Origin of the sequence: Streptomyces sp. NPDC048275 (assembly GCF_040652275.1) — a bacterium.
Classification (GTDB): Bacteria; Actinomycetota; Actinomycetes; order Streptomycetales; family Streptomycetaceae; genus Streptomyces.
The window spans coordinates 14,323-27,964 of record NZ_JBEZLR010000018.1 but is presented as its reverse complement, the minus strand read 5'-3'; the positions used below and the strand labels follow the sequence as shown (position 1 = coordinate 27,964).

Here is a 13,642-nt window from a genome sequence, read left to right as displayed (position 1 = left end):
CGGCCCCCAACCCCAGTCCCGCAGTCACCAGTCCGGTACGGCTCGCGATTTGCATGGCCCCCGCCTCCCCAATAAAGGTGCCCCAGGTGGATGCGCCATACCCGATCGCATCGTATCGACGATGTGATGGCATCGATACCGCCGGACACCAAAGAGCGGGCCGTGTTCCGGTACACGCCGGACACGGCCCGCTCTCGTGGTTGGCCTTCGAAGACAGGGCAACCACCGAACGACTCAGGCCTCCGTGTCCTCGGAGCCGTCGTCCAGAAGACTCTTCTGAAGGACCGGGCCCTCGCCCGGGGCGAGGGTGCCGAGGATCCGCTCAAGGTCGTCCATCGAGGCGAACTCGACCGTGATCTTCCCCTTCTTCTGCCCCAGGTCGACCTTCACCCGCGTCTCGAAGCGATCCGAAAGACGGGTGGCCAGATCACCCAATGCCGGAGAGAGCCGGGTGCCGGCCCGCGGCCCCTTGGAGCGCGGAGCAGTCTGTGGGCGCGATCCCATCAGGGTGACGATCTCTTCGACCGCCCGCACCGACAGACCCTCGGCCACAATGCGGTGGGCCAGCCGGTCCTGCTCCTCGGAGTCCGCAACAGAGAGCAGAGCCCGTGCATGCCCCGCGGAGAGGACTCCGGCGGCAACACGACGCTGAACCGCCGGAGAGAGCTTCAGCAGACGCAGGGTGTTCGAGACCTGCGGGCGCGAGCGGCCAATGCGATCCGCCAACTGGTCGTGCGTGCAGTTGAAGTCCTGAAGCAGCTGGTCGTAGGCGGCCGCCTCTTCCAAGGGATTCAGCTGAGCGCGGTGCAGGTTCTCCAGCAGCGCGTCCAGGAGGAGCTTCTCGTCCTCCGTGGCCCGCACGATCGCCGGAATGGCCTCCAGGCCGGCCTCACGGCAGGCCCGGAAGCGCCGCTCGCCCATGATGAGCTCGTAGCGCGCCGGACCTACCTGACGTACGACGACGGGCTGGAGAAGCCCGACCTCCTTGATGGAGGTGACGAGCTCAGCGAGAGCGTCCTCGTCGAACACCTCACGAGGCTGGCGCGGGTTGGGCGTGATGAAATCGAGGGGCAGCTCGGCGAAGTGAGCACCGACAGGCGCCGGGGGCACCTCCGGGGCTCCGTTCGCTGGCGGCGCCTCTGTTTCATGTGAAACAGGCGGCAGCGTGGCCACCTTCGCTGCTGCCACCCCGCGCTCCGCGGTGAGCACGGGTCCGGCCGTCGGTGAGGACACTCCACCCGCCGCCAAGGAACCCGACTTCTCCCCTGTCGGAGCCGCAGGGATGAGGGCGCCGAGGCCCCGCCCCAACCCCCGTCGTCGCTCGCTCACTGGATCCCCTCCACCATGCTCTGATCATTCTGTGCGCCCACATGGACGTGTTGCGCGTCGTATGCCACACCGACTCCTCGGAGCGCGATTTCTCGTGCGGCCTCAAGATACGACAGGGCACCGCTCGATCCTGGATCGTAAGTCAGCACCGTCTGCCCGTAGCTCGGGGCCTCGGAGATACGGACCGAGCGCGGAATGCTCGTCCGCAGCACCTCGCCGCCGAAGTGGCTGCGCACCTCATCCGCGACCTGAGACGCGAGGCGCGTCCGGCCGTCGTACATGGTGAGCAGGATCGTCGAGACGTGGAGGCTGGGGTTGAGGTGCGCCCGCACCAGGTCGACGTTCCGCAGGAGCTGGCCCAGGCCTTCCAGCGCGTAGTACTCGCACTGGATGGGGATGAGAACCTCCGCACCGGCGACCAGCGCGTTGACCGTCAGGAGGCCGAGCGACGGCGGGCAGTCGATGAGGATGTAGTCCAGCGGCTGCTCATACGCCTGGATCGCTCGCTCCAGTCGGCTTTCCCGTGCCACCAGGGACACCAGCTCGATCTCCGCACCGGCGAGATCGATCGTGGCAGGTGCACAGAAGAGGCCTTCGACATCGGGGACCGGCTGAACGACTTCGGAGAGCGGCTTACTGTCGATCAGTACGTCGTAGATGGAAGGGACTTCGGCGTGATGGTCGATGCCCAGAGCAGTGGAAGCATTGCCCTGAGGGTCGAGGTCGATCACCAGGACACGGCCGCCGTGCAGGGCGAGCGAGGCAGCAAGGTTGACCGTGGTCGTGGTTTTCCCCACCCCGCCCTTCTGGTTCGCGACCACCATGACGCGGGTTTGCTCGGGCCGTGGCAGGCCCTCACCGGCGCGACCTAGCGCCTCCACCGCCAATTGGGCAGCACGACCGATGGGAGTGTCGTCCATCGGGGGCGGTGTTTCACGTGAAACATCCTCCCCCATCGACTCGGTACGGGGACCGGGGACCGGATCGGTCATCGGTCCCGCGATGTTGGCGTCGGACCGCAAGGATTCACTCTCCTCGACTTCAGGCTCGCAATGAACAGAGCCTCCCATGTCTTCGGGGTCGTGAACCAGCGAGGCCCGTTCTTCTGTGGAGAAAACCACCTCTGTGGACAACTCCGCGCCCTCTCCGAGTGAACCGAGAGGCCTCCGGTCGCGGGGTTCGGCCGCGGCGCGGCCCCGACTGATGATGCCGTGCAGCAGTGAGCGACGTTTCACGTGAAACACGATGCCTAGCGACCGGGGCGATCTCGGCGCGACACTCCGAGATGCGTAGGTTTGGCAGCTTGTGTGGAGTACGGCTCGCCGTCGGGACGGATCAGCGGGAGTGACGAACAACTCCTGGCTCCCCACATGCTGGCTCCACACAAAAAAACTCCTGACCCCACCCCACGGAGCCAGGAGCCGAAGACCAACATCAAGCCTTCAAGGTCAGCGACGCCGCCGTGTGCGCCCCGTCCGGGCGGCCTTCGCCCGCTTCGCCGCAAAGCGCACCCCGCCAGGGCTCTCCCCGACCTCGACCCGCACGACGGTCGACAACGGATCCACGACACCCTCGCCGACATGCAGGATGGACGTCGCCACGGCACCGAGCTTGCTGAGCGCCGTCGCAGCGCTCTTCAGCTCCTCCTCCGCCGTATCTCCCTTGAGCGCAAGCATCTCGCCGTACGGACGCAGGAGCGGGATGCCCCATGCCGCCAATCGGTCCAGCGGAGCGACCGCCCGGGCCGTCACCACATGGACCGAAGGCACCTTCCCCATGACCTCCTCGGCACGGCCTCGCACGACGGTCACATGGTCGAGGCCAAGGAGCTCGACGACTTCAGTGAGGAAATTGGTCCGCCGGAGCAACGGTTCGAGCAACGTGATCTTCAGGTCTTCCCGGACCAGGGCCAGCGGGATACCGGGCAGCCCCGCGCCGGAGCCCACGTCGCATACGGTCACACCCTCGGGCACGACCTCGGAGAGCACAGCGCAGTTCAGCAGGTGCCGCTCCCACAGTCGGGGCACCTCACGCGGGCCGATCAGCCCGCGCTGCACTCCCGCCTCGGCGAGCAGTTCCGCGTACCGGACCGCGTCCGCGAAGCGATCACCGAAAACCTCACGCGCCTGCTCGGGCGCGGGGGGAAGCTCCGCTGCCTCCGTCACGGGGGACCGTCCTTCCGTACCGCATAAGCGCGCTGAGCGCGGGACTATCAGGCTGACAAACTTCGGCCCCGCCTGCTCAACAGACGGGGCCGGAGGAACTGCGTACCGATCAGGCGGGAAGCACAACGACGAAGCGCTGCGGCTCCTCGCCCTCGGACTCGCTGCGCAGGCCCGCGGCCTTGACCGCGTCGTGGACCACCTTGCGCTCGAAGGGCGTCATCGGCTTCATCTTCACCGGCTCGCCGGAGCTCTTGACCTCGGCCGCGGCCTTGGCGCCCAGCTCGGAGAGCTCCTCGCGCTTCTTGGCGCGGTAGCCCGCGATGTCCAGCATCAGGCGACTGCGGTCGCCGGTCTCCCGGTGGACGGCCAGGCGCGTCAGCTCCTGGAGAGCCTCGAGCACCTCGCCGTCACGGCCGACCAGCTTCTGCAGATCGCGGCCGCCGGCGTCGCTGATGATCGAGACAGCGGCCCGGTCGGCCTCGACGTCCATGTCGATGTCGCCGTCGAGATCGGCGATGTCCAGCAGACCCTCGAGGTAGTCCGCCGCGATCTCGCCTTCCTGCTCAAGGCGGGTCAGGGTGTCGCCCTCGGTGGCGGCGGAGGTGGTGCCTTCCGTCACGGGATGGACTCCTTCTTACTTCTTGGACGGGGACTTGGGCCGCTGCGGGCCCTTGCGCTGTCCGGACTGGGCTTTGCTGCGGGTACCGGAGCCGGGCTTGTTGCCGCCGCCCGCGGGCTTGGGGGTCGGCTTGGCGTCCTGGGGCTCATCGGACTTGGTCAGCGAGGTCTTCGGCTCACCCTCACCCGCCGCCTTCGCCACGCCGGACTGGCGCTGCGACTTGGACTGGCGCTTCGGCTGCTGGCGCTTGGGAGCGCCGCCGCCAGTGGCGATCGTGGTGCCGTCCTCGGTTTCGACGACCGTCGTGCTCTCGCCCTTCGCCACAACACCGTCGGCGTTGGCCACGAGGCCCGCCTTGGTCAGACCGTTGATGAACTTGCGCTCGGACTCGTTACGGTCGCGGCCCTTGGCGACGATCGCCTTGACGATGGCCTTCTCGCTGCGCTTGCGGGTCTCGCCGTGGTGCGTGACGTGCTTCTGCAGGCGCTCCAGGTACGCGGCCTGGGCCTTGCTGCCCGGAGTCGGGTTGTTGCGGATGACGTACATCTGCTGGCCCATGGTCCACACGTTGGTGGTCAGCCAGTAGACAAGGACACCGACCGGGAAGTTGATGCCGAAGACGGCGAACATGACCGGGAAGACGTACATCAGCATCTTCTGCTGCTGCATGAAGGGCGTCTTCACCGTGGTGTCGACGTTCTTCGTCATCAGCTGACGCTGGGTGTAGAACTGCGACGCCGACATCAGGACGATCATGATCGCGGTGACGACGCGGACGTCGGTCAGCGTCGCGCCGAGCTGCTCGACCTTGTCGGCGCTGTCGGTGAACTTCGCCGCGAGCGGTGCGCCGAAGATGTGCGCCTTCTGCGCACTCTCCAGCAGGCTCTGGTTGATCACACCGATCGTCTTGCCCGTCGCGATGCCGTTGAGCACGTGGTACAGGGCGAAGAAGAACGGCGACTGCGCCAGGATGGGAAGGCACGAGGAGAGCGGGTTGGTACCCGTCTCCTTGTACAGCTTCATCATCTCTTCGGACTGGCGCTGCTTGTCGTTCTTGTAGCGCTCCTGGATCTTCTTCATCTCGGGCTGCAGCGTCTGCATCGCCCGAGTCGACTTGATCTGCTTCACGAAGAGCGGAATGAGGCAGATACGGATCAGGATCACCAGGGACACGATGGACAGGCCCCAGGCCCAGCCCGTGTCGGGACCGAAGATCGCCCCGTATACGGAGTGGAACTGAACGATGACCCAGGAAACGGGTGTCGTGATGAAGCTGAACAGACTGGCAATCGTGTCCACTAATCAGGCTCCTTGAGCATGGGACGGGGTCTCGGCGGCCGGGCTCGAGGGATGGTCGGACATTCCATGCCCCTCAATGGCCGGTTCGGCGGCGGAGTTCCCGCCCTTGCGTGCGCGCCAGGCGTTACGCAGCATTTCGTGCCACCGCGGACGCTTGCGCGGCGGAACATGGTCCACGCCGCCCAGCGACCACGGATTGCACCGGAGGATGCGCCAGGCGGTGAGTGCCGTTCCCTTGATCGCACCGTGCCGGTCGATGGCCTGGTAGCCGTAGTGGGAGCACGACGGGTAGTACTTGCACACCGGCCCGAGCAGCGGGCTGATCGTCCACTGGTACAGCTTGATAAGAGCCAGCAGCGGGTACTTCATCGCGCGCCCCCTCCCAGTAGCCGCTGAAGGGCGGCATCCAGGTCTCGGGCCAGCTGTTCATGGTCGGCGTCGCCCGCACCGGGCAGCGCTCGTACGACTACCAGGCTACCGGGGGGCAGCAGGGCGACCCGGTCACGCATCAGATGGCGAAGTCTGCGCTTCACCTTGTTGCGTATGACGGCTCCACCCACGGCCTTGCTCACGACGAAACCCGCACGCGTCGGGGGAGCGCTCTCCCCAGGCGCGTGCGGGTCCGTTGCACCGCTACGTAGATGGACGACGAGAAGCGGGCGTCCGGCCCGGCGTCCTCGGCGTACCGCGGTCGCGAAGTCCTCGCGCCGCCTCAGCCGATGCTCGGTAGGCAGCACGACATCATGACCTGTAGGTAATCAGGCGGACAGGCTGGCGCGACCCTTGCCACGGCGGTTCGCGAGAATCGCGCGGCCGGCACGGGTGCGCATCCGCAGGCGGAAGCCGTGGGTCTTGGCGCGACGACGGTTGTTCGGCTGGAAGGTGCGCTTGCTCACTCGGGGGCTCCAGAAAGAATCGGTAGTGGCGGGGTGCCGCCCTGGCTGTCACCGTGCGCCCACGAGAAGCTCGTATTACGCCCGAGTGCACCGCTTCCCGATCACTCACGCGATCTATGCCCATCGGAGGCAGGCGGCAGCAGCCATCGACAACTCGACCTGGTCACGGTACGCGCGGCTACGCCATCCGGTCAAACCGCCATCTGGTGCGAGACACTATCCACAGGCTGGGGACAACAACTTGAACCGCAGCGGTAGCCCTGACTACCGTGGCTGAACTCCGATTCGTTCCCTTCCCACCGCCCCAGCGGATTTGTTCCCACTGCTCCACCCGACTGACTTCCCAACCTGTTCCCAGAACCACACGTTCGTGGGACCCATGAGAGAGCGTGCCCTGTGGCTGACGTACCTGCCGATCTTGCCGCAGTGTGGCCACGAGTGCTCGAAGAACTTCTCGGGGAGGGCCGCGGCCAAGGTGTCGAGGCGAAGGACGAGCACTGGATCAAGCGCTGCCAGCCCTTGGCGCTGGTCGCTGACACCGCGCTGCTCGCGGTCCCGAACGAGTTCGCGAAGGGCGTACTCGAAGGACGCCTCGCGCCGATCGTCAGCGAGACGCTGAGCCGCGAGTGCGGCCGCCCGATCCGTATCGCGATCACCGTCGACGACTCGGCGGGTGAGCCCCCGGCACCACCGGTCCAGCCCCGGTACGAGGAGCCCGAGCTTCCCTCCGGCCCGGGCCAGGGCCGTGACACGTACGACGGCCAGGGTGGCGAAGAACGGAACACGTACGAGAGCCAGGGCCGCGACGAGCGGAACACCTACGGCGGCCAGGGCGACGAGCGAAACGCGTACGGCGGCCAGGGCCGCGACGAGCGAAACGGTTACGACACTCAAGGGCGCGAAGAGCGAGGCGCCTACGACAATCAGCGCCGCGACGGATATGAGGGGTACGGCCGCCACCGCGCCGACGACCACCGGGGCGGTCGCTCCGACCAGCCGCCCGGCGACCATCTCCCGACCGCCCGCCCCGCCTACCCGGACTACCAACGGCCCGAGCCGGGCGCCTGGCCGCGGCATGCCCAGGACGATTACGGCTGGCAGCAGCAACGCCTCGGCTTCCCGGAGCGCGACCCGTACGCCTCGCCGTCGCAGGACTACCGGCCGCAGTCGATGGAGCGCCCGCCCTACGAGCAGCAACGACCGGACTACGACCAGCCACGCTCCGACTACGACCAGCGCCCCGACCGCCGCGACCGTCAGGAGCCGTCCTCCGGTGGCGGTCCCATGCACCGCGGCGGCCCCTCGCTGCCGACGTCCAGCGGCGCACCGGGCCCGCTGGCCGCGAAGCCCGCGCCGGCGTCCGGGCCGGGCGAGCCCACCGCGCGCCTCAACCCGAAGTACCTCTTCGACACCTTCGTCATCGGCGCCTCGAACCGCTTCGCGCACGCCGCCGCGGTCGCCGTCGCGGAGGCACCGGCGAAGGCGTACAACCCCCTCTTCATCTATGGGGAGTCGGGTCTCGGCAAGACGCACCTGCTGCACGCGATCGGGCACTACGCGCGCAGTCTCTACCCGGGCACGCGGGTGCGGTACGTGAGCTCCGAGGAGTTCACCAACGAGTTCATCAACTCCATCCGCGACGGCAAGGGCGACAGCTTCCGCAAGCGGTACCGGGAGATGGACATCCTGCTCGTCGACGACATCCAGTTCCTCGCGGACAAGGAGTCGACACAGGAGGAGTTCTTCCACACCTTCAACACGCTCCACAACGCGAACAAGCAGATCGTGCTCTCCAGTGACCGGCCGCCCAAGCAGCTGGTGACCCTGGAGGACCGACTGCGGAACCGTTTCGAGTGGGGTCTGATCACGGACGTCCAGCCGCCCGAGCTGGAGACACGTATCGCCATCCTTCGTAAGAAGGCGGTGCAGGAGCAGCTGAACGCTCCGCCGGAGGTGCTGGAGTTCATCGCGTCCCGGATCTCGCGCAACATCCGCGAGCTGGAGGGCGCGCTGATCCGGGTGACGGCGTTCGCGTCGCTCAACCGGCAGCCTGTGGACCTCGGTCTGACCGAGATCGTCCTCAAGGACCTGATCCCCGGCGGCGAGGACTCTTCCCCGGAGATCACCGCGCCCGCCATCATGGCGGCGACCGCCGACTACTTCGGTCTCACGGTGGACGACCTGTGCGGCTCCTCACGCAGCCGCGTGCTGGTCACCGCACGCCAGATCGCCATGTATCTGTGCCGCGAGCTCACCGACCTCTCCCTGCCGAAGATCGGCGCCCAGTTCGGCGGCCGCGACCATACGACGGTCATGCACGCCGACCGCAAGATCCGCGCGCTGATGGCCGAGCGCCGCTCCATCTACAACCAGGTCACCGAGCTCACGAACCGCATCAAGAACGGCTGACAGACACGGCAGTACGTCGCTGAAGGCGCCCCGGGAGTGCACTCCCGGGGCGCCTTTCGCCGTCTCCAGAAGGCTTCTCACCCGAGCCTAAGAGTCTGGGGACGCCTCTCTCACACGGCACGAGACACCTCTCGACCGCATCCCGAGGGCAGCCGGCGTCCTCCCGCGGCCACACACTCGGCACCTGCTGTTCGATTACGAGCCGGGTTACGGCCACTCTCCACAGATTTGGTGACTTTCTGGCGTCCACACCCTGGGGACCGCAAAGTTGTCCCGATCGTGTCCACAGGGTGCGCTGTTGAAGGACCATCAGACCAGGTCACCCCCCTGTGGATTCGTGGACGAACGCTCTCCACAGACTGTGGACGAAGAAAAGATCCACAGGCTGTGCACGAAGTTGTCCACCGCAGACCCACAGGCTGGGCTCGGTTGTCCCCAGTGATCCCCAGCTTCTCCACACCCCTGTCCACTGTTCGGCAATCCGACGCGCCCTCTCACCGTGTCGAGTGAAAGGCGTCACACCAAGGTGACTGGTTGGGCTGTGGGGAACGGGGGTAAAGCTGGGGACGGCGCTGGGGAGAAGTGGGCCGAGGCTGTGCATCGAGTGTGCAGAACTTTTCGCCGTCCACAGAAACGCCCAGTTGTCCACCGCCTCCACCCACAGGGTCGGTGGACAAAAAATCCCCACTGAGCTGCGAAAACAGGGTTATCCACGGTTTCCACAGGCCCTACTACTACTGCCAACTAGAGAGAGCCTGGGAATCGTTTCGAAGACGGGGCTGTGCACAACTCGCGCTCGGAGGATCAGGTGCCGCTCGGCACGACTTGACCCCGAGGGGCACCGACTGTCAGCGCGGTGCGTCAGACTGGTCCCCGGTGTCCTTCCCCTCACAAGGACGAGCGACACCGAGTCAGACGACGAAGGCCAGCAGGGCGAGAGCGCCGGCAACAAACGGAGGCGGCAACGGTGAAGATCCGGGTGGAACGCGACGTACTCGCGGAGGCAGTGGCCTGGGCGGCACGCAGCCTCCCGGCCCGTCCGCCGGCGCCTGTGCTCGCCGGCCTCCTTCTGAAGGCCGAGGAGGGTGCCCTGAGCCTCTCCAGCTTCGACTACGAGGTCTCGGCACGGGTCTCCGTGGACGCGGAGGTCGACGAGGAGGGCACGGTTCTCGTCTCCGGCCGTCTGCTCGCCGACATCTGTCGCGCCCTGCCCAACCGTCCGGTGGAGATTTCCACAGACGGTGTACGGGCGACCGTGGTGTGCGGCTCCTCGCGGTTCACCCTCCACACCCTCCCTGTGGAGGAGTACCCGGCGCTGCCGCAGATGCCGTCGGCGACCGGAACCGTTCCCGGTGAGGTCTTCGCCTCGGCGGCTGCCCAGGTGGCCATCGCGGCGGGGCGCGACGACACACTTCCTGTCCTCACCGGTGTGCGCATCGAGATCGAGGGCGACACGGTCACCCTGGCCTCCACCGACCGCTACCGCTTCGCGGTCCGTGAGTTCCTGTGGAAGCCGGAGAACCCGGACGCGTCCGCGGTGGCCCTGGTGCCCGCCAAGACGCTCCTGGACACCGCCAAGGCCCTCACAAGCGGCGACAGCGTGATCCTGGCGCTGTCCGGATCGGGCGCCGGCGAGGGTCTTATCGGTTTCGAAGGCGCCGGACGCCGGACGACCACGCGACTGCTGGAGGGCGACCTCCCGAAGTACCGCACGCTGTTCCCGACGGAGTTCAACTCCGTGGCCGTGATCGAGACCGCCCCGTTCGTGGAGGCCGTCAAGCGTGTGGCCCTGGTCGCCGAGCGGAACACCCCGGTGCGGCTGAGCTTCGAGCAGGGCGTGCTGATCCTGGAGGCCGGTTCCAGCGACGACGCACAGGCTGTGGAAAGGGTCGACTCCCAGCTGGAGGGCGACGACATCTCGATCGCCTTCAACCCGACCTTCCTGCTCGACGGCCTGAGCGCCATCGATTCGCCGGTGGCTCAGCTCTCCTTCACGACGTCCACGAAGCCCGCGCTGCTGAGCGGCAAGCCCGCCGTGGACGCCGAAGCGGACGAGGCCTACAAGTACCTGATCATGCCGGTGCGGCTGAGCGGCTGAGCGGCTGAGCGCTGTCGCCTGCCGGTTCCGTCGGTCCGGCAGGCGAATCCACAGGTGGGGCGTGCGTTTGAGCGGGTATGCCCACAGGTGTGCGTGAGCGTGCGGGTTTAGGCTCGGACACAGGTACGAAAGTGCCTTCACGCCACGTCGCAAACCTAAGGAACAACTGATGGAGCTCGGTCTCGTCGGCCTCGGCAAGATGGGCGGCAACATGCGCGAGCGGATTCGCCGTGCAGGCCACACCGTCATCGGATATGACCGCAATCCGGACCTCGCCGATGTCCACAGCCTGGAAGAGCTTGTGGGCAAGCTCAAGGGCCCGCGCGTCGTGTGGGTGATGGTCCCGGCCGGTGCCGCGACGCAGTCCACCGTCGACGAGCTGGCCGCGCTTCTGGAGCCGGGCGATGTCGTGGTGGACGGTGGGAACTCGCGCTGGACGGACGACGAGAAGCACGCGGAGGAGCTGGCCGCCAAGGGCATCGGCTTCGTCGACTGCGGTGTCTCCGGCGGCGTCTGGGGCCTGGAGAACGGCTACGCGCTGATGTACGGCGGCGACGCCGAGAACATCGCGAAGGTGCAGCCGATCTTCGACGCCCTCAAGCCGGAGGGCGACTTCGGCGCCGTACACGCCGGCAAGGTCGGCGCGGGCCACTTCTCGAAGATGGTCCACAACGGCATCGAGTACGCCATGATGCAGGCTTACGCCGAGGGCTGGGAGCTCCTTGAGCGGGTCGACTCCGTCACGGACGTGCGCGAGGTCTTCCGCTCCTGGCAGGAGGGCACGGTCATCCGCTCCTGGCTCCTCGACCTGGCGGTGAACGCCCTGGACGAGGACGAGCACCTGGACAAGCTGCGCGGTTATGCACAGGACTCCGGCGAGGGCCGCTGGACTGTGGAAGCCGCCATCGACCACGCGGTGCCGCTGCCCGCGATCACCGCGTCGCTGTTCGCACGGTTCGCCTCGCGGCAGGAGGACTCGCCGCAGATGAAGATGATCGCGGCGCTGCGGAACCAGTTCGGCGGCCACGCGGTCGAGAAGAAGTAATCCACAGATCCACAGGCTGAGAGGCCGTGGATCCACAACCCTGGGGGAGGTCGGCGAACGACCATGCACGTCACGCATCTGTCGCTGGCCGACTTCCGCTCGTACGCCCGGGTCGAGGTACCGCTCGACCCGGGCGTCACCGCGTTCGTGGGCCCCAATGGGCAGGGCAAGACGAACCTGGTCGAAGCGGTCGGCTATCTCGCGACCCTCGGTAGCCACCGCGTCTCCTCCGACGCGCCGCTTGTCCGCATGGGAGCCGACCGCGCGATCATCCGGGCCAATGTCCGGCAGGGCGAGCGCCAGCAGCTCATTGAGCTGGAGCTGAACCCAGGCAAGGCCAATCGCGCCCGCGTCAACAGGTCCTCGCAGGTCAGACCCCGTGACGTACTCGGCATCGTCCGGACCGTGCTGTTCGCGCCCGAGGATCTCACCCTGGTCAAGGGCGACCCTGGCGAGCGGCGCCGCTTCCTCGACGAACTGATCACCGCCCGCTCCCCGCGCATGGCCGGCGTCCGGTCCGACTACGACCGGGTTCTCAAGCAGCGCAACACCCTCCTCAAGACGGCCGCGCTGGCCCGCCGCCACGGCGGCCGCACCATGGACCTCTCCACACTCGACGTGTGGGACCAGCACCTCGCCCGCGTGGGCGCCGAGCTGCTCGCCCAGCGGCTCGACCTGGTCGCCGCGGTCCAGCCGCTGGCTGACAAGGCGTACGAGCAGCTGGCGCCCGGCGGCGGTCCGATCGCACTGGAATACAAGCCGTCCTCGCCCGAAATCGTCGGCCACGCGCGCGAGGAGCTGTACGAGCAGCTGATGGCCGCCCTCGCCGAGTCCCGCAAGCGGGAGATCGAGCGAGGCGTCACGCTGGTGGGCCCGCACCGGGACGAGCTGCTGCTCAGGCTCGGCCAGCTGCCCGCCAAGGGATACGCGTCGCACGGCGAGTCCTGGTCGTACGCACTGGCGCTGCGTCTGGCCTCGTACGACCTCCTCAGGGCAGAGGGAAACGAGCCGGTCCTGGTCCTCGACGACGTCTTCGCCGAGCTCGACACCCGCAGGCGGGAGCGCCTCGCGGAACTCGTCGCCCCCGGCGAGCAGGTCCTCGTGACCGCCGCGGTCGACGACGACGTACCGGACGTACTGACGGGGACGCGGTACGCCGTGTCCGAGGGCGCGGTGGATCGCGTATGACGGAAAACACATCGGACGACGCGGCTGCCGCCGAGGCCGCGGAGAAGGCGTCCAAGAAGACCCCCGAACCCTCCGGCGTCGACCTCGCGCGCGTGGCGTTGCGCGCCGCGAAGGAGCAGGCACGCGCGCGGGGGGACGCGGCGCAGCAGAAGAAACAGGCGCGGCGCGGCGGTCTGCGCTCCGGCGCGCGCGCTGATGGGCGCGACCCGATGGCGCTCGGTGCCGCGATCAACCGGCTGCTCACCGAGCGCGGCTGGGAGACCCCGGCCGCCGTGGGGGGCGTGATGGGCCGCTGGCCGCAGATCGTCGGCGACGACCTGGCCAAGCACTGCGTTCCGCTGCGGTACGACGAAGACCCGGCCGAGCGGGTGCTCACGGTGCAGTGCGACTCGACCGCCTGGGCCACACAACTGCGTCTGCTCGCTCCGCAACTGGTCGCGCGGTTGAACCAGGACCTCGGGCACGGCACGGTGCGGTTGATCAAGGTGCAGGGGCCGGGAGGTCCCGCGCGCCGCTTCGGCCCCCTGCGCGCCCCCGGGAGCACCGGGCCCGGGGACACCTACGGGTGACCGGGACCTGCGGGAATCGTCCGTT

Annotated in this window: 13 protein-coding genes; 5 read left to right on the top strand and 8 right to left on the bottom strand. The window is 67.6% G+C overall.

Annotated elements, in window-relative coordinates; genetic code table 11:
- Positions 1 to 234 precede the first annotated feature (234 nt).
- The 8 genes from AB0D57_RS13810 to rpmH all read right to left on the bottom strand — a co-directional run bounded on the left by AB0D57_RS13810 (position 235) and on the right by rpmH (position 6,308).
- A complete protein-coding gene (locus tag AB0D57_RS13810; protein ID WP_362071287.1) occupies positions 235 to 1,329 on the bottom strand; it encodes a ParB/RepB/Spo0J family partition protein in 1,095 nt (364 codons plus the stop codon).
- Positions 1,326 to 2,399 carry a ParA family protein gene (locus AB0D57_RS13805; RefSeq protein WP_362071427.1) on the bottom strand — a complete coding sequence of 358 codons (1,074 nt, stop codon included), beginning with the start codon at positions 2,397 to 2,399 and terminating at the stop codon, positions 1,326 to 1,328. Before AB0D57_RS13805 ends, AB0D57_RS13810 begins: the two co-directional genes overlap by 4 nt.
- Positions 2,400 to 2,777: 378 nt before the next feature.
- Positions 2,778 to 3,494: a 16S rRNA (guanine(527)-N(7))-methyltransferase RsmG gene (gene rsmG, locus AB0D57_RS13800; protein WP_362071285.1), complete on the bottom strand. Its 717-nt coding sequence runs from the start codon at positions 3,492 to 3,494 to the stop codon at positions 2,778 to 2,780.
- 109 nt (positions 3,495 to 3,603) lie between these two features.
- A complete protein-coding gene (locus AB0D57_RS13795; protein WP_362071283.1) occupies positions 3,604 to 4,113 on the bottom strand; it encodes a R3H domain-containing nucleic acid-binding protein in 510 nt (169 codons plus the stop codon).
- Positions 4,114 to 4,128: 15 nt separating this feature from the next.
- Positions 4,129 to 5,412, bottom strand: a complete 1,284-nt coding sequence (gene yidC, locus AB0D57_RS13790; protein ID WP_362071281.1) for a membrane protein insertase YidC — start codon at positions 5,410 to 5,412, stop codon at positions 4,129 to 4,131.
- 3 nt (positions 5,413 to 5,415) lie between these two features.
- Positions 5,416 to 5,781, bottom strand: coding sequence for a membrane protein insertion efficiency factor YidD (gene yidD / locus AB0D57_RS13785; RefSeq protein WP_054236429.1), 366 nt, complete (start codon positions 5,779 to 5,781; stop codon positions 5,416 to 5,418).
- A complete protein-coding gene (rnpA, locus tag AB0D57_RS13780; RefSeq protein ID WP_266626433.1) occupies positions 5,778 to 6,149 on the bottom strand; it encodes a ribonuclease P protein component in 372 nt (123 codons plus the stop codon). Before rnpA ends, yidD begins: the two co-directional genes overlap by 4 nt.
- Positions 6,150 to 6,170: 21 nt before the next feature.
- The gene (gene rpmH, locus AB0D57_RS13775) at positions 6,171 to 6,308 is read right to left on the bottom strand and encodes a 50S ribosomal protein L34 (RefSeq protein WP_006381191.1); all 138 of its coding nucleotides are present in this window, start codon (positions 6,306 to 6,308) and stop codon (positions 6,171 to 6,173) included.
- A gap of 396 nt (positions 6,309 to 6,704) precedes the next feature.
- Here rpmH and dnaA point away from each other — a divergent pair, with 396 nt between their 5' ends.
- From dnaA to AB0D57_RS13750, 5 genes are all read left to right on the top strand, one after another.
- A complete protein-coding gene (gene dnaA / locus AB0D57_RS13770) occupies positions 6,705 to 8,717 on the top strand; it encodes a chromosomal replication initiator protein DnaA (protein WP_362071278.1) in 2,013 nt (670 codons plus the stop codon).
- Positions 8,718 to 9,684: 967 nt separating this feature from the next.
- On the top strand, positions 9,685 to 10,815 hold the full coding sequence (dnaN, locus tag AB0D57_RS13765) for a DNA polymerase III subunit beta (RefSeq protein WP_362071276.1): 1,131 nt from the start codon (positions 9,685 to 9,687) through the stop codon (positions 10,813 to 10,815).
- A gap of 169 nt (positions 10,816 to 10,984) precedes the next feature.
- On the top strand, positions 10,985 to 11,860 hold the full coding sequence (gnd, locus tag AB0D57_RS13760) for a phosphogluconate dehydrogenase (NAD(+)-dependent, decarboxylating) (protein WP_362071274.1): 876 nt from the start codon (positions 10,985 to 10,987) through the stop codon (positions 11,858 to 11,860).
- Positions 11,861 to 11,923: 63 nt separating this feature from the next.
- Positions 11,924 to 13,048, top strand: a complete 1,125-nt coding sequence (recF, locus tag AB0D57_RS13755) for a DNA replication/repair protein RecF (RefSeq protein ID WP_362071272.1) — start codon at positions 11,924 to 11,926, stop codon at positions 13,046 to 13,048.
- Positions 13,045 to 13,617: a DciA family protein gene (locus tag AB0D57_RS13750; protein WP_362071270.1), complete on the top strand. Its 573-nt coding sequence runs from the start codon at positions 13,045 to 13,047 to the stop codon at positions 13,615 to 13,617. The genes recF and AB0D57_RS13750 overlap by 4 nt, the downstream gene beginning before the upstream one ends.
- Positions 13,618 to 13,642 lie beyond the last annotated feature (25 nt).

Coding starts and splice junctions, on each gene's coding strand:
- AB0D57_RS13805 (WP_362071427.1), bottom strand. CDS start 2,399: ATGGGAGGCTCTGTTCATTGCGAGCCTGAAGTCGAGGAGAGTGAATCC.
- yidD (WP_054236429.1), bottom strand. CDS start 5,781: ATGAAGTACCCGCTGCTGGCTCTTATCAAGCTGTACCAGTGGACGATC.
- gnd (WP_362071274.1), top strand. CDS start 10,985: ATGGAGCTCGGTCTCGTCGGCCTCGGCAAGATGGGCGGCAACATGCGC.
- recF (WP_362071272.1), top strand. CDS start 11,924: ATGCACGTCACGCATCTGTCGCTGGCCGACTTCCGCTCGTACGCCCGG.
- AB0D57_RS13750 (WP_362071270.1), top strand. CDS start 13,045: ATGACGGAAAACACATCGGACGACGCGGCTGCCGCCGAGGCCGCGGAG.